14 protein-coding genes and 1 other RNA gene are annotated in these 12920 nt (G+C 49.8%); 13 read left to right on the top strand and 2 right to left on the bottom strand.

Annotated features, from left to right (window positions below; all coding sequences use genetic code 11):
• The first annotated feature begins 83 nt into the window (after positions 1 to 83).
• The 13 genes from KNO96_RS09130 (at position 84) to KNO96_RS09190 (ending at position 12062) form a co-directional block, all read left to right on the top strand.
• On the top strand, positions 84 to 881 hold the full coding sequence (locus KNO96_RS09130) for an aminoglycoside phosphotransferase family protein (RefSeq protein WP_214703424.1): 798 nt from the start codon (positions 84 to 86) through the stop codon (positions 879 to 881).
• A gap of 232 nt (positions 882 to 1113) precedes the next feature.
• Entirely contained in the window at positions 1114 to 1995 is an 882-nt protein-coding gene (galU, locus tag KNO96_RS09135; protein ID WP_026825448.1) for a UTP--glucose-1-phosphate uridylyltransferase GalU, read from the top strand.
• Positions 1996 to 2016: 21 nt separating this feature from the next.
• Complete coding sequence (locus tag KNO96_RS09140; RefSeq protein WP_251125117.1) at positions 2017 to 3225, top strand: glycosyltransferase family 4 protein; 1209 nt, start codon at positions 2017 to 2019, stop codon at positions 3223 to 3225.
• Complete coding sequence (locus tag KNO96_RS09145) at positions 3222 to 4562, top strand: glycosyltransferase (RefSeq protein ID WP_214703426.1); 1341 nt, start codon at positions 3222 to 3224, stop codon at positions 4560 to 4562. The genes KNO96_RS09140 and KNO96_RS09145 overlap by 4 nt, the downstream gene beginning before the upstream one ends.
• Before the next feature lie 47 nt (positions 4563 to 4609).
• Positions 4610 to 5497: a YitT family protein gene (locus KNO96_RS09150; protein WP_051545959.1), complete on the top strand. Its 888-nt coding sequence runs from the start codon at positions 4610 to 4612 to the stop codon at positions 5495 to 5497.
• Positions 5498 to 5570: 73 nt separating this feature from the next.
• Positions 5571 to 5795, top strand: a complete 225-nt coding sequence (gene secG / locus KNO96_RS09155) for a preprotein translocase subunit SecG (RefSeq protein ID WP_012726902.1) — start codon at positions 5571 to 5573, stop codon at positions 5793 to 5795.
• Between the two features lie 90 nt (positions 5796 to 5885).
• Positions 5886 to 6638 carry an alpha/beta hydrolase gene (locus KNO96_RS09160; RefSeq protein ID WP_371742748.1) on the top strand — a complete coding sequence of 251 codons (753 nt, stop codon included), beginning with the start codon at positions 5886 to 5888 and terminating at the stop codon, positions 6636 to 6638.
• 15 nt (positions 6639 to 6653) lie between these two features.
• Complete coding sequence (rnr, locus tag KNO96_RS09165) at positions 6654 to 9059, top strand: ribonuclease R (RefSeq protein ID WP_214703427.1); 2406 nt, start codon at positions 6654 to 6656, stop codon at positions 9057 to 9059.
• Between the two features lie 54 nt (positions 9060 to 9113).
• Positions 9114 to 9584: an SsrA-binding protein SmpB gene (gene smpB, locus KNO96_RS09170; protein ID WP_026825453.1), complete on the top strand. Its 471-nt coding sequence runs from the start codon at positions 9114 to 9116 to the stop codon at positions 9582 to 9584.
• 49 nt (positions 9585 to 9633) lie between these two features.
• Positions 9634 to 9989: a transfer-messenger RNA gene (gene ssrA / locus KNO96_RS09175) on the top strand.
• Between the two features lie 114 nt (positions 9990 to 10103).
• Positions 10104 to 10247: an alcohol dehydrogenase gene (locus KNO96_RS09180; protein ID WP_214703428.1), complete on the top strand. Its 144-nt coding sequence runs from the start codon at positions 10104 to 10106 to the stop codon at positions 10245 to 10247.
• A gap of 176 nt (positions 10248 to 10423) precedes the next feature.
• A complete protein-coding gene (locus KNO96_RS09185) occupies positions 10424 to 11032 on the top strand; it encodes a hypothetical protein (RefSeq protein ID WP_214703429.1) in 609 nt (202 codons plus the stop codon).
• Between the two features lie 70 nt (positions 11033 to 11102).
• Entirely contained in the window at positions 11103 to 12062 is a 960-nt protein-coding gene (locus KNO96_RS09190) for an HNH endonuclease signature motif containing protein (protein ID WP_214703430.1), read from the top strand.
• A gap of 37 nt (positions 12063 to 12099) precedes the next feature.
• On the opposite strand, the gene KNO96_RS09195 is transcribed toward KNO96_RS09190, so the two are convergent.
• Both KNO96_RS09195 and KNO96_RS09200 read right to left on the bottom strand, forming a co-directional pair.
• Positions 12100 to 12600 carry a hypothetical protein gene (locus KNO96_RS09195; protein WP_214703431.1) on the bottom strand — a complete coding sequence of 167 codons (501 nt, stop codon included), beginning with the start codon at positions 12598 to 12600 and terminating at the stop codon, positions 12100 to 12102.
• A gap of 79 nt (positions 12601 to 12679) precedes the next feature.
• Positions 12680 to 12868 (bottom strand): hypothetical protein, encoded by a 189-nt coding sequence (locus tag KNO96_RS09200; RefSeq protein ID WP_214703432.1) that lies wholly within the window; start codon positions 12866 to 12868, stop codon positions 12680 to 12682.
• Between the last annotated feature and the right edge of the window lie 52 nt (positions 12869 to 12920).

Below are 12920 nucleotides of genomic sequence, written 5' to 3' on the forward strand. Positions count from 1 at the left end.
CGCTCTGTGTTGGAACTCCTCGTCATCGACATCCCGTGTTGCTGTATACTGAACGTGACTGATGAAGAGTAGGGAGGGATTGGATGGACCAATCGAATGAACAAGAAGAACGATTAAGCGGGGGAAACGTATCAATCGTTCATCGAAACGGGGACTATGTCTATCGTTCACAAAAAGAGGGAAATGAACGCATTCATCGCTTCTTGAAGCATTTGGAAGCAAAGCGACTTTCCGGAGTGCCACGCTTTGTTGGAATCGATGAATCTGGAAGAGAGGTGCTCACTTACATCGAAGGGGAAACGGCAGACTATCCTCTCAAATCATATATGTGGTCCGATGAGGCGATTCAAGACGCTGCACGACTGTTGAGACGTCTGCATGATGCGTCGATCGATTTTGAATTGTCATCGGAATGGGCGCCGATCGATCACACGCCACAACCGTTCGAGGTCATCTGTCATAACGACTTCGCCGTCTACAATACGATTTTTCACGAGGGGAAAGTTGCGGGAGTCATCGATTTTGATTTGGCCGCACCGGGACCGCGGGCTTGGGATATCGTCTATGCACTTTATACGTTCGTTCCACTCAGTCGTCGCCATCAAGCGGGAACAGGGGAAGTCATCTATTATGATGCCAATCGAAACGATGCGATCTATAACAAGCGGGTATCCTTGTTTCTCGAAGCCTATGGTTGGGAGCAAGCGGAGGTCGACTTATTCGACATGTTGCAACGACGCATTGAAGCGCTCTGTCTCTTGATGAAACGAAAAGCCGGTGAAGGAGATGTCGCCTTCCAAAAGATGATAGACGACGGGCACTATAAGCATTATCAAGAGGAACTTCGCTTCATTCGAACGCATGGACGGAAGTGGTTCTGAAACGATGTATGCCGGGAATAAAATGAGTGTAGAATGAATGGGGAGGCATTTCTCATGAGGATGATCGGACTTCTTCTTGTCATGAGTGTGATTGGATTCGGCATTTGGTACGTTCTAAAATCGAAGCGCGTTGACGATTGGTCATGACAACATTGTCACGACCTCTATTTTGTGTCAGAACACACAAAATTTGGGTATACTCTCTACATAACGAGTAAAGGAGCCACTGCTTATGACACGAGTACGAAAAGCCATCATCCCAGCCGCCGGTCTCGGCACCCGCTTCCTTCCTGCCACGAAAGCCATGCCAAAAGAAATGTTGCCAATCGTCAATAAGCCGACGATCCAGTTCATCGTCGAGGAGGCCGTCGCCTCAGGGATTGAGGACATCATCATCGTCACAGGTAAGAATAAACGGGCGATTGAAGACCACTTCGACCGTGCGCTCGAATTGGAGCAGAACCTCGAATCGAAAGGGAAGACCCGCTTGCTCGAATCGGTCCGTCACTCCTCAAACTTGGCGAACATTCACTACATACGCCAACAGGAGCCAAAAGGTCTCGGTCACGCGATTTGGTGCGCCCGAAAGTTTATCGGGGATGAGCCGTTCGCTGTCTTACTCGGAGACGATATCATCGAATCCGACGTACCGGCTACGAAGCAATTGATTGATCAATATGAGGAGCATGAACGTTCCATCATCGGGGTACAGCGTGTCCCGTATGAAATGACGAACCGATATGGTATAATTGACCCGCTTGCCGTCGAAGGGAAGCTCATCCCGGTGCGGACGTTCGTCGAGAAGCCGCCCGTCGATGAGGCCCCGTCTAACTTCGCCATCCTCGGTCGATACATCTTGAAACCGGACGTCTTCGAGGCGCTATCGGGGCAAGAAGCGGGTGCCGGAGGCGAGATACAATTGACGGATGCGATTGCACGCTTGAATGAGGCAGAAACGGTCTTCGCTTATGAATTTGATGGTCGACGCTATGATGTCGGAGAGCCAATCGGGTTCGTCGAAACGACGATTTGCCATGCACTCAGCGATCCTGATTTAAAAGATGACGTCCACGCCTTATTGAAACGGCTCGTGGACGAACTTGATCAACAGTAAGGTGTGTTATTTTTGAAAACAATGCTCATGGTGTGCCAAAACTATTATCCGGAAATCGGCAGTGCCGGTAACCGGATGCAAAACATTACGCATTTGATGAAACAGCGCGGGTATGAAGTCGAGGTCGTTACCGCTTCCCCTTCGTACCCGAGCTTTGATATGTATCAGGACGACCGTTTCTGGAACGACCGCGAGCTGAACGACCAGCCGTTCATCAAACGGCTCATCACGAAGAAACGGAAACATACGTCCAATATGGTCAGCCGTCTCTTTTTATTCCTCGAACAAATGGTAAAAGGGATTGGAGCTGTCCGCCAGTTAAAATTGAAGCCTGACGTCGTGTTTGCGACGACCCCTTCTTTTTTTATGGCGTTTGTCGGAGTATATGCGAAGCGAAAGTATCGCGTCCCACTGATTCTAGACGTTCGCGACCTTTGGCCGGAATCGGTAAAAGGGGTCGGGGTATTCAAACATGACTGGGTGCTCGCGCCAGCGTTTTGGCTCGAGAAGCGATTGTATCGTTCCGCAGATGAAGTGATCATCAACTCGGAAGGATTCCGCAGCTATCTTCGTCAGCGCGGTGTCCCGAATGAGATAATCCACTATATGCCGAACTCGATTCGGGAAGCGGAGCGCACGCTCGAGCGGACGATTCCACCGGACGACCGGATGGAGATTTTATACGCCGGAAATATGGGTCTTGCCCAGGACGTGTCTCTGTTGCTCGAACTCGCCGAACGGTTCCGGGACGAGCCACGGGTTCATTTCAAATTGATTGGCTACGGATATCGGAAAGAAGAGTTGAAGCAGACGATTAAAGATCGCGGTTTCCAAAACTTCTTGTTCCTCGAGGCGATGCCAAGGACGGAGGCGTTCCAGGCGATTAAAAATGCAGATGTCGCGTTCGTCAGCCTGATCGAGCAAGAAGTGTTCGATACGGTCATCCCTGGGAAACTGATCGACTATATGGCGGTCGGCAAACCGATTGTCGCAGCAGTGTCAGGCCATGCGGCGAATGTCATTGAAGCGGCGGAAGTCGGCTACGTGTCACGGAAGCGTGACATCGATGAGATCGAACGGATTCTACGGAAGCTCCTCGACCGACCAGACCTACGGGAGGCACTCGGGGCAAACGGGATTCGTTACGTCAAAGAGAATTTATGTTGGGAAGAGAATATCGACGTGCTAGATCAAGTCGTACAACAGTTAGTGATGGAGGAAAGACAATGAAGTCAGTATGTATGTTTGTATGGAACCATTTTACGAATGATGCGCGCGTCCTTCGTGAGTGCTCAGCACTTGCCGAGGCAGGTTATGAAGTCGATTTGATTGCGCTTCAAGATCCTAAAAATAAAGAGCTTTCAAAAGAAGAGATGCGTCCGGAAGGCTTCCGTGTCATCCGCGTGAAGCGACAACCCTCGATTCTCGTCAACGCGCTCAAATTCGCGAAGAAGACATACCAATGGGTGAGCGAGAAGCGGACCCGTCAAATCGGTGCGGGACTCGTCGGTGCCGGGTTGGTCTTACTCGCTCCGTTGACGATGCTCGCGCTCGGTGCAGCCGTCGGAACGGTCTTGTTACCACAAGTACGTAAGCAGATCGTCAACGCGAGTGCGATGCTCGAGATGGTGTTCGCTTCGACGAAAAAATCGTATGACTTTTACCATGCGAATGATTTGAACACACTCCCGCAGGCACTCCTCGCTGGAAAAGTGTTCAACAAAGGCAGAATCGTCTATGATTCGCACGAAGTACAGACGGACCGTACCGGCTACGGCTACATTCAAAGTAACCTCGAAGGATGGCTCTTGCCGTTCGTCGATACGATGATGGTCGAGAACCATACACGTGCGGCACATAACGAAGAGTTGTACGGGTTCTATCCGTATGTGCTCCACAACTATCCGTTTTATCGTCCGCTCGACTTCTCGCTCCGTAAGGATTTGCATGCACTCCTCGATTTGCCGAAAGACGAGAAGATCCTCTTATACCAAGGTGGGGTTCAAGCCGGACGCGGCCTCGAACAGCTCGTGCTCGCGGCGAAAGACTTCAAAGAAGGTACGCTCGTCATGATCGGGGACGGGAAGCTCAAACCGACGATTCAACAGTTGATCGAGACGGAAGGGGTCGGCGACCGCGTCAAGATGATTGACAAAGTACCGGTCGAAGCGTTACCTTACTATACGATGAACGCCTACTTAGGCTTCCAAGTATTGAACAACGTCTGCTTCAACCATTACTCGGCCTCATCTAATAAATTGTTTGAGTATTTGATGGCTGAAGTACCGGTCGTCTCATGTGACTTCCCTGAAATCGAACGGGTCGTTGCGGGAAATGACGTCGGGGTGCTCGTCGATTCGCATGATCCACAATCGATTGCGGACGGCGTCAACCGATTGATTGAAGATCAAGCACTCTACGCGCGTGTCAAAGAGAACACGAAGACCGCGCGTGAGAAATATAACTGGGATTTGGAAAAAGAGGCACTCTTGAACGTCTACGCAAATGCAGCGGAGCGCAAGTTGCCGATTATGAAAGACGGTGCGCCAAAGCCAGTACAATCTTAAGACTGCGGCTTTTGCCGCGGTCTTTTTTATGTGGAAGGAGGACATGTATGAAACGTCAACAGCAACATCTATTGCGCCAACAAGTATGGCGCAAGCTACAAACCATCTCGGTGAAGGACATCGCCTGGATCATCGCGGGCTCATTCATTCTCTCGTTCGGGGTCAACTACTTCACCGTACCGAACGATTTCTCGGAAGGTGGCCTGCTCGGGGTCACGATCATCTTGTACTACGTGTTCGGTTGGGACCTCGGGCTCACGTCGATCATCGGGAACGGGATTCTCTTTATCATCGGCTATAAGCTGCTTGACCGCCGGACAATGGTCTATTCGGTCATCGCGGTCGTCGCGACATCGTTCTTTCTCAGTCTGACGCATAACTGGGGCAGCCCGGCTGAGGACAAACTGCTCGCGGCCGTCTATGCCGGAATCATGATCGGGGTCGGGATCGGCATGGTGCTCCGTGTCGGCGGTACGACCGGCGGGGGTGTCATCATCGCCCGTCTCATGGAGCGCTATCTCCATTTGAGCGTCGCCGTCTCGATGTTCATCATCGACGCGATCGTCGTCGCGACATCCGGCTTCTTCTTAGGGGAGCAGGTCGTCCTGTATACGCTCATCGCCATCATCATCGGCTCATGGGTCATCGACCTCGTCGCGGAAGGACTCAACATCCGCAAGGCCGTCACGATCATCAGTGACAAACATGAAGAGCTCGCCGTCGTCTTGACGGAAACGCTCGGCCGCTCGGCAACGATCATTCATGGACATGGCTACTATACGAAGCAAGATAAGAACATGTTGTATATGATCGTCGACAAACGTCAGATCGCGCCGCTCAAAAAAATCGTCCAAGTGACGGACGACCGGGCCTTCGTCGTCATCCACCAAGTGAAGGAAGTCATCGGGGAAGGATTCAGTTACCCGTCCCGATAATTTGAATGCTGGTGTTTTATTGATAACTTCTATATAATAAAAGGCGTGTAAATAGAAGGAGGAACTGACTACTATGCAAACGATCGCTACAATCAGCCTACTTGTCGTGGCTGTCTTATTGATTGTCGTCGTACTGCTCATGTCAGGTCGGTCGCAAGGTCTTGGAGCGATTGCAGGTGGCGCGGAGCAGTTGTTCGGACGCCAGAAAGCACGCGGCTTCGATGCTGTTTTGAACCGAACTGCAGCTGTACTAGGCACTTTGTTTTTCATTTTAGGATTACTAGTCGCATCATTATGATGATAAGGCTGATCGTTCTCGATTTTCACGTGAGGCGGTCAGCCTTTGTTTTTTCGATTTATTTTTGGGGAATAATGTAGATACGAGGAGATGACGTACGAAATGAAAGTAACAGCACCAAAACCGTTCTTCTTCGAGGGCGGAAAACGTGCCGTGTTGATGTTACATGGCTTCACTGGATCGAGCGCGGATGTCCGCATGCTCGGTCGCTTCCTTCAAAAAGAAGGATACACATGTATGGGACCGATCTATCGGGGTCATGCCGTCCCACCGGAAGAATTACTCCAATATGGACCGAAAGACTGGTGGGAAGACGTCTTGAACGCTTACCAGACACTCGTCGACAAAGGCCATGAGGAGATCGTCGTCTGCGGACTCTCGCTAGGTGGCGTGATGTCGCTTCGTCTCGCCGAGGAGAAAGACGTCAAGGCGGTCATCCCGATGTGCGCGCCGACGGGAATCGATGCCGAGGACCGCTTGTATAAAGGAGTCCAGGCATATGCCCGAGAATATAAGGGTAGAGAAGAAAAGTCGCCGGAACAGATCGAGCAGGAGATGGCAGAGTTCAAACCGATGCCGACGCTAAAAGACCTCCGTGCCTTCGTCCGCGACACGGCGTCGAAGCTCGAGGACATCTTCGTCCCGACACTCGTCGTCCAAGGCGCCAAAGACAACATGATCGACCCGGAATCGGCGAATCAGATTTACGAGGCGGTCAACACGTTCCAAAAAGAGTTGCTCATCTATGAGGACTCGGGACATGTGATCACGCTCGACAAAGAAAAAGAGAAACTGCACCAGGACGTGCTCGATTTTCTCGAAACGTTAGACTGGTCAGTCTAAGAAGGAGGTGTCACGTTGAATTTACGTGACCAATTACTAGAGATTTTACAGGCGAGCGAGAAACCGCTCTCTGTCGATCAACTGACCGAGCGACTACAGCTCGCGTCGACGGATGACTTCAAAGAGCTCATCCGCACATTGAATGCCCTCGAGGAAGAGGGTGCCATCGGCCGGACGCGGACGAACCGTTACGGGACGCTCGCCGTACTCGGCCAAGTCGCGGGGATCATCTCGATCCACCAGCGCGGCTTCGGCTTCTTGTCGGTCGAAGGGGAAGCGGAAGACGTGTTCTTGCCGCCCGACCAACTGAAGGACGTCTACCACGGCGATACGATCCTCGTCAAAAAGCGCGAGGACAATCGTGGCAAGACAGAAGGAATTTTATTAAAAGTATTGAAACGCGGACTCTCCGAGTTCGTCGGGACGTATACGCTCCCGAGCGGTCGACTCGACCAGTTCGCCTTCATCGAGCCGGATGACAAACGCATCAACTTCTGGCCGGTCGTCAACCCGGACAAATCGCTCGGTGCCGTCGACGGACATAAAGTCGTCGTGCGCATCACGAAGTATCCGGACGGACGCTTCGCCGGTGCCTGTGACGTCGTCCGTATCATCGGACATAAGAACGATCCCGGCGTCGACATCTTATCGATCGTCTATAAGCATGGCATCCCGACGGAGTTCCCGGAGGACGTCATCGCTCAGGCGAACGCCGTACCGGACGATGCGGACGAGAAAGACTTCATCGGACGCGTCGACCTTCGTGATGAGACGATCTTCACGATTGACGGCGAAGATGCGAAAGATTTGGACGATGCCGTCCACGTCAAAAAACTCGATAACGGCAACTACGAGCTCGGTGTCCATATCGCCGACGTTTCGCATTACGTGAAAGAGGGATCACCGCTCGACGTCGAGGCGTTCGAGCGCGGGACGAGTGTATATCTCGTCGACCGCGTCATTCCGATGATTCCGCACCGACTCTCGAACGGGATCTGTTCCCTCAACCCGCACGTCAACCGCTTGACGCTCAGCTGCGTCATGGAAATCTCCCCGCAAAACGGGAAGGTCGTTCGCCATGACTTGTTCCCGAGTGTCATCAAGACGACGGAGCGGATGACGTATACGAATGTCCGTGAGATCATCGAGCGCGATGACGAAGAGACGTTGAAAAAGTACGAGCCGTTCATCGGTGAGTTTGACCTCATGGCCGAGCTCGCGGAAGTGCTTCGGAAACGCCGTAACTCGCGCGGTGCCATCAACTTCGATTTCGCCGAGGCGAAAGTCGTCGTCAACGAGGAAGGGAAGCCGGCAGATATCGTGCTTCGTCCACGTTCGGTCGCCGAGAAGTTGATCGAGGAGTTCATGCTCGCGGCCAACGAGACGGTCGCGGAACACTTCCACAAGATGGACGTGCCGTTCATCTATCGTGTCCACGACAATCCGAAACCGGACAAGCTCGACTTCTTCTTCGACTTCGTCGCAAACTTTGGTGTTCACATCGAACGCATCAAAGGGCAGACAGTCGAACCGAAGACGCTTCAAAAGATTTTGAAGGCGATCGACGGGGAACCGGAAGAGCCGGTCATCAGCACGATCATGCTTCGCTCGATGCAACAGGCGAAATATGATGACGTCTCGCTCGGTCACTTCGGACTCGCGACAGACTTCTATACGCACTTCACGTCACCGATCCGTCGTTATCCGGACTTGATTGTCCACCGTCTCATGCGCACGTACGTCTTCAACAATGATTTGTCGGAGCAGACGATTGCGAAGTACGAGGACCGTCTCGGGGCGATCGCTGAACAGGCATCGAAACGGGAACGTCGCTCGGTCGACGCAGAGCGCGAGACACAGGCACTCAAAAAAGCCGAATACATGGAAGCCCATCTCGGTGAAGAGTTCGATGGTGTCGTCGCCGGCGTCACGAATTTCGGGATGTTCATCGAGCTTCCGAATACGATTGAAGGGCTTGTCCGTCTCCAGTCGATGGATGACTACTATCACTTCGATGAGTCACAGCTCATGCTCCTCGGGGAGCGGACGAAACGTCAGTTCCGTATCGGGGACGCCGTCCGTGTCAAAGTCGACGCCGTCAACTTAGACGAGCGGACGATCGATTTTACGGTCGTCGGCATGCCGAAACGAGAACCGTCGACGCGTCGCCAACCGACGACGATCAAAGCGAAAGGCGGTCGTCCGAAGAAGGACGAGAAAGACCGTCGTGGCGGTCGCGGTCGGGACGACAAGAAGAAGCGCGGCAAACCAGGAAGACCCGGCAAGCCGGGTAAACCAGGCGAGAAACCGAAGCGAGACGGGGAGAAGTCATCCCAAGGCCGTTCGGCACTCGACCTGAAGAATAAAGACAAGCACAAACGAAAAGGCGACGCTAAACGAGGTGCGAAGAAGCGTCGCTGACGGGGAAGGGCTCGTCCCTTCCTCCGTATCTTGTAGATAAAGGACTGAATGTGTATGGCCAAGAAGAAAGATTCGAACGCACTCGCCCAAAACCGCAAGGCGTCCTTCGATTACGCGATCGAAGATACGATTGAGGCAGGCATGGTGCTCACAGGGACGGAGATCAAGTCGGTCCGTCAATCGAAGATCAACATCGCGGATGCGTACGTCCGATTCGACGGGGGCGAGGCGACACTTCACAACTGTCATATCAGCCCGTTCGAACAAGGGAACCGCTTCAACCATGACCCACTCCGCGTCCGGAAGCTATTGTTGCATAAGAAGCAGATCAATCAGCTCATTGGAGCATCAGGGCGTGACGGCTACACGATCATCCCGCTCAAAGTGTATATCAAGAATGGGGTCGCGAAGTGCCTGCTCGGTGTCGGAAAAGGGAAGAAGAAGTACGACAAACGTGAGGACTTGAAGAAGAAAGACGCGAAGCGTGACGTCGACCGTGCGATGCGCGATCGGCAAAAATACTGACAACGAATCCTAATTGTGGTATATTAAATAGAGTACCAATTACCACCCCGGGGACGTTATGGATTCGACGGGGGTAGGTCGGTCGTATGTTGCGTGTCGAGGGGTCGGCCTCGTTAAAACGCAAACGCCTATAACTGGCAAAACTAACACACAACTCGCAGCAGCCTAAGTGCCCTGCGGATCCTGACATCCATCGCTTGTGTGGATGACTTTCAGGGTCTCAAACTAAGCAAGCTACGCTTCAACCTCGCCGTCTGAGGGCGCGAAGAAGAGATGAAACAGACTGGATGCGACAACGCCTGTTTATCGGCAGTGTCACATCGAGATTCAATAGATAAACTACACACGTAGAAGCATACGTTACGATGCCTTCGGACGCGGGTTCGACTCCCGCCGTCTCCATTTTGAAGCAGTCTGTAACGACTGCGATCAATGATTTTCATGAAGACCTTCTAATTTCATTGAGATTAGAGGGTCTTTGCTTTTGATTGAAGCCATAAAGAAAGGAAGGTGAAGAGCATGGGGAAATATCAATTGGATACGAAAAGCAAAGTAGCTGCGGCGAAGTACCAAGACGGGAAAAAGCCGACTGTTTCAAACAAGAAAGAACGGTTGAACCAGCTTCGTGAAGCGTATTTGCAGAAGCAACAAGAGAAGAAGTGATCTGACGAAGGATTATTGAGTGACTGCTCATTAATCCTTTTCTTATGGATAGCGGATACCGGTCATTAGGTTTTTGAATGAATTCAAGGGATTGATCATTGCTTTGTTGAATAGAAACTATGAGTTGTTTTTTTGAAAATCGTCAAGTAAACATACATACCAAAGGAGGATTCCTCATGTCTAAAAAATCGACGGAACTTATTGTGAATGGGGTCAAAAAATATGGTCCGACAGTAGGCAAACTTGCATTAAAACATAACAAAGAAATCATTGGGGCTTTAGGGTCAATCAATTTAAAGAAACGATTTAATAAGTCCGATGAACCTAATCAAAGCCCTAAAAAAGCCAAAGCCAAGAACATGCATCCGCGAAAGCAACGATACCAATACTATTTAACTGAAGTGACCCCTACGTTAGATACTCGAAATCGCGATGAGTTACTTGAATACAAATTGGAAGTAGAGCAATGCATTCGACAAACCAAAATGGAGCAAGCACAAGACATCGTCATCAAAAAACAGATTCATGAGGGGCGGATTAAAGAGTGGGAGGCCATTCTCACTCACATCGTGAGTCAAATGACCATCAAGGACTATATGGAATATTTGAGGCTCTTCAACAATCCAGAGTATCAAAGTGAGTATTTCGCAGGCTTTGAAGCGGATGTGGAGAAGTTCAAAAAACTGAATACGGTCGAACAGTATGATGCGCTCGTTCAGTATGTTCACGAAAAAACAATGATCGACATCGAACAAATTAAAAGAGAGTTTTCTGCTCCTGTTTGATGGACCGAGATCCACTTCCTCTCTGCATTCGTTATAATCAATAGTGTTGTAATGGATGGAGGTGAGACCGTTGGGGTGGGATTTAAGTGTCGCTGAAGCGAAAGATGTGTATTTAACCGAATCGGACTTATGGCGCTTTACGCAACAATTTCTGATGAACGCTTCTCATACGACCACGTATAAACACGTATTGATGAAGGCATTACTTGAATGTACGATAGAATTGAATGAATCTGGTGTCGTGTCATTTCATCAGATTGCCAAGCATGTGACGAAAATCTATTGGAATCTCATCGTCAAGCATAAGCTGACACAGATGAATCAATTAGGGAAGCAGAGCGCTGTTGAAAAAGTGATGGTCTCCTTTCAGAAAGAACACAACATTCCACCAGATTGGAACTTCGACCGTTTACCAGAACATCAACAAAATCAATTGATTCGGAACGTAAATCAATTTTATAAAAAATACGTATATGGTTCTTTCTATCGCTCCTTTAACGAAACGATTTACTCTTTCAATCGAAAAGAAGAGTGGATTCAACTCGTTCCTTCGTACGTTGTATTTTTTGAAAAATACAGACGTATTCTAATGAACGTGACGAACTATCAGTTAGCCATCTTTTTAGAGAAATACAATTCCCAAGATGCGATGGAACGGATTTTGAGCAAGCTGGAGTTTGTGTCTGCCCGTCAATCGCTTGAGGAGTTTAAACAAATTTTATTAAGCCATGGGCACTCAACATGTTTCTACTGCTTAAAACCTGTAAAACAAATTCACGTGGATCATTTCATTCCTTGGTCTTATATGCAAAATGATGTCTTATGGAATTTTGTTCTGTCATGTCCGACGTGCAATACGAGTAAAAATAATCGATTAGCGAACATTGATTATCTCTACACTTTGGTAGAACGAAATCATGAACTGCGCACGGCAGAACATATGTCTGCATACAAAGAATCGAAACTCACTCACTTATATCACTATGCCGTTCAAAATGGTTTTGAAAACAATTGGGCACCGAAGACATGAAAAGAGTCGAACCTCGTCAAACAGGTTCGACTTTTGTTTAATCAAACACTCGTCTGATCCAGCGTTTGAAAAAGGGTTGGTCTGATTGTGTCACGCTATGATTGTCGAGCTCCACCTCTTCGATCTCTTCATTCGGAGACCTCAATTGAATCGTCATCTCGTCACCGAGTCCGGTCGTGACACCGCTCTCAAATTGAAGATTTCGCGTCACATAAGCGTTTGCGTATAAGAAGCCGCCTTTTTCATCCACTTGTACATCCTGAATCGTATAGTGAAATTGCTCAACCCAATCCCGCTGACCGAGGAGAAGCCGGACGACGTCATCTTCGTGTGACAGTTTCGTTCGCTCGATATTCTCGAGAGGAGTATACGCTTCAATCGCTGTTTGCTGCGCTTCTAAGATGTCTTTGAAGTGATGTGTCGCAACTTCCGTCGTCCATGCAGCGGCACCCGTCTTCGACTCGGTCGCATAATGGAAAAGAGCAAATCCAATCAAGGAGAATAACGCCACGGCACTTACTCGTTTGAACTGTTTCATCGTCGAGCTTCCTCCATATCAATTATAGATTGAAGACGTTAAAAAAATTGTCAATGATTCTCGCTATTACTCTAGTGACTTATCGACCGGTGATTTGATCAAACCAATTCGCGACCAAGTCCGCACTGCCATCTTGGAACATAAATATGGATACTCCGACCATCACAAGCCCAATTAAAATCAACCCACCTTGCTTCGCGCGACTTGCAATCCCTCGCACGATGAGGATAATTCCCAATCCAAGCAAAAGAAAGTACCAAAATCCCATGAATATCCCTCCTTTTTCTAATTATTCTCATTTTAGTATGAATCGGTCGAGC

This window comes from Exiguobacterium sp. s89, from assembly GCF_018617735.1.
Lineage (GTDB): Bacteria > Bacillota > Bacilli > Exiguobacteriales > Exiguobacteriaceae > Exiguobacterium > Exiguobacterium marinum.

What these genes read in the sequence shown, in the direction of transcription:
- KNO96_RS09130 (WP_214703424.1), top strand. Translation starts at nt 84, where the DNA reads ATGGACCAATCGAATGAACAAGAAGAACGATTAAGCGGGGGAAACGTA.
- galU (WP_026825448.1), top strand. Translation starts at nt 1,114, where the DNA reads ATGACACGAGTACGAAAAGCCATCATCCCAGCCGCCGGTCTCGGCACC.
- KNO96_RS09140 (WP_251125117.1), top strand. Translation starts at nt 2,017, where the DNA reads ATGCTCATGGTGTGCCAAAACTATTATCCGGAAATCGGCAGTGCCGGT.
- KNO96_RS09145 (WP_214703426.1), top strand. Translation starts at nt 3,222, where the DNA reads ATGAAGTCAGTATGTATGTTTGTATGGAACCATTTTACGAATGATGCG.
- KNO96_RS09150 (WP_051545959.1), top strand. Translation starts at nt 4,610, where the DNA reads ATGAAACGTCAACAGCAACATCTATTGCGCCAACAAGTATGGCGCAAG.
- secG (WP_012726902.1), top strand. Translation starts at nt 5,571, where the DNA reads ATGCAAACGATCGCTACAATCAGCCTACTTGTCGTGGCTGTCTTATTG.
- KNO96_RS09160 (WP_371742748.1), top strand. Translation starts at nt 5,886, where the DNA reads ATGACGTACGAAATGAAAGTAACAGCACCAAAACCGTTCTTCTTCGAG.
- smpB (WP_026825453.1), top strand. Translation starts at nt 9,114, where the DNA reads ATGGCCAAGAAGAAAGATTCGAACGCACTCGCCCAAAACCGCAAGGCG.
- KNO96_RS09180 (WP_214703428.1), top strand. Translation starts at nt 10,104, where the DNA reads ATGGGGAAATATCAATTGGATACGAAAAGCAAAGTAGCTGCGGCGAAG.
- KNO96_RS09185 (WP_214703429.1), top strand. Translation starts at nt 10,424, where the DNA reads ATGTCTAAAAAATCGACGGAACTTATTGTGAATGGGGTCAAAAAATAT.
- KNO96_RS09195 (WP_214703431.1), bottom strand. Translation starts at nt 12,600, where the DNA reads ATGAAACAGTTCAAACGAGTAAGTGCCGTGGCGTTATTCTCCTTGATT.
- KNO96_RS09200 (WP_214703432.1), bottom strand. Translation starts at nt 12,868, where the DNA reads ATGGGATTTTGGTACTTTCTTTTGCTTGGATTGGGAATTATCCTCATC.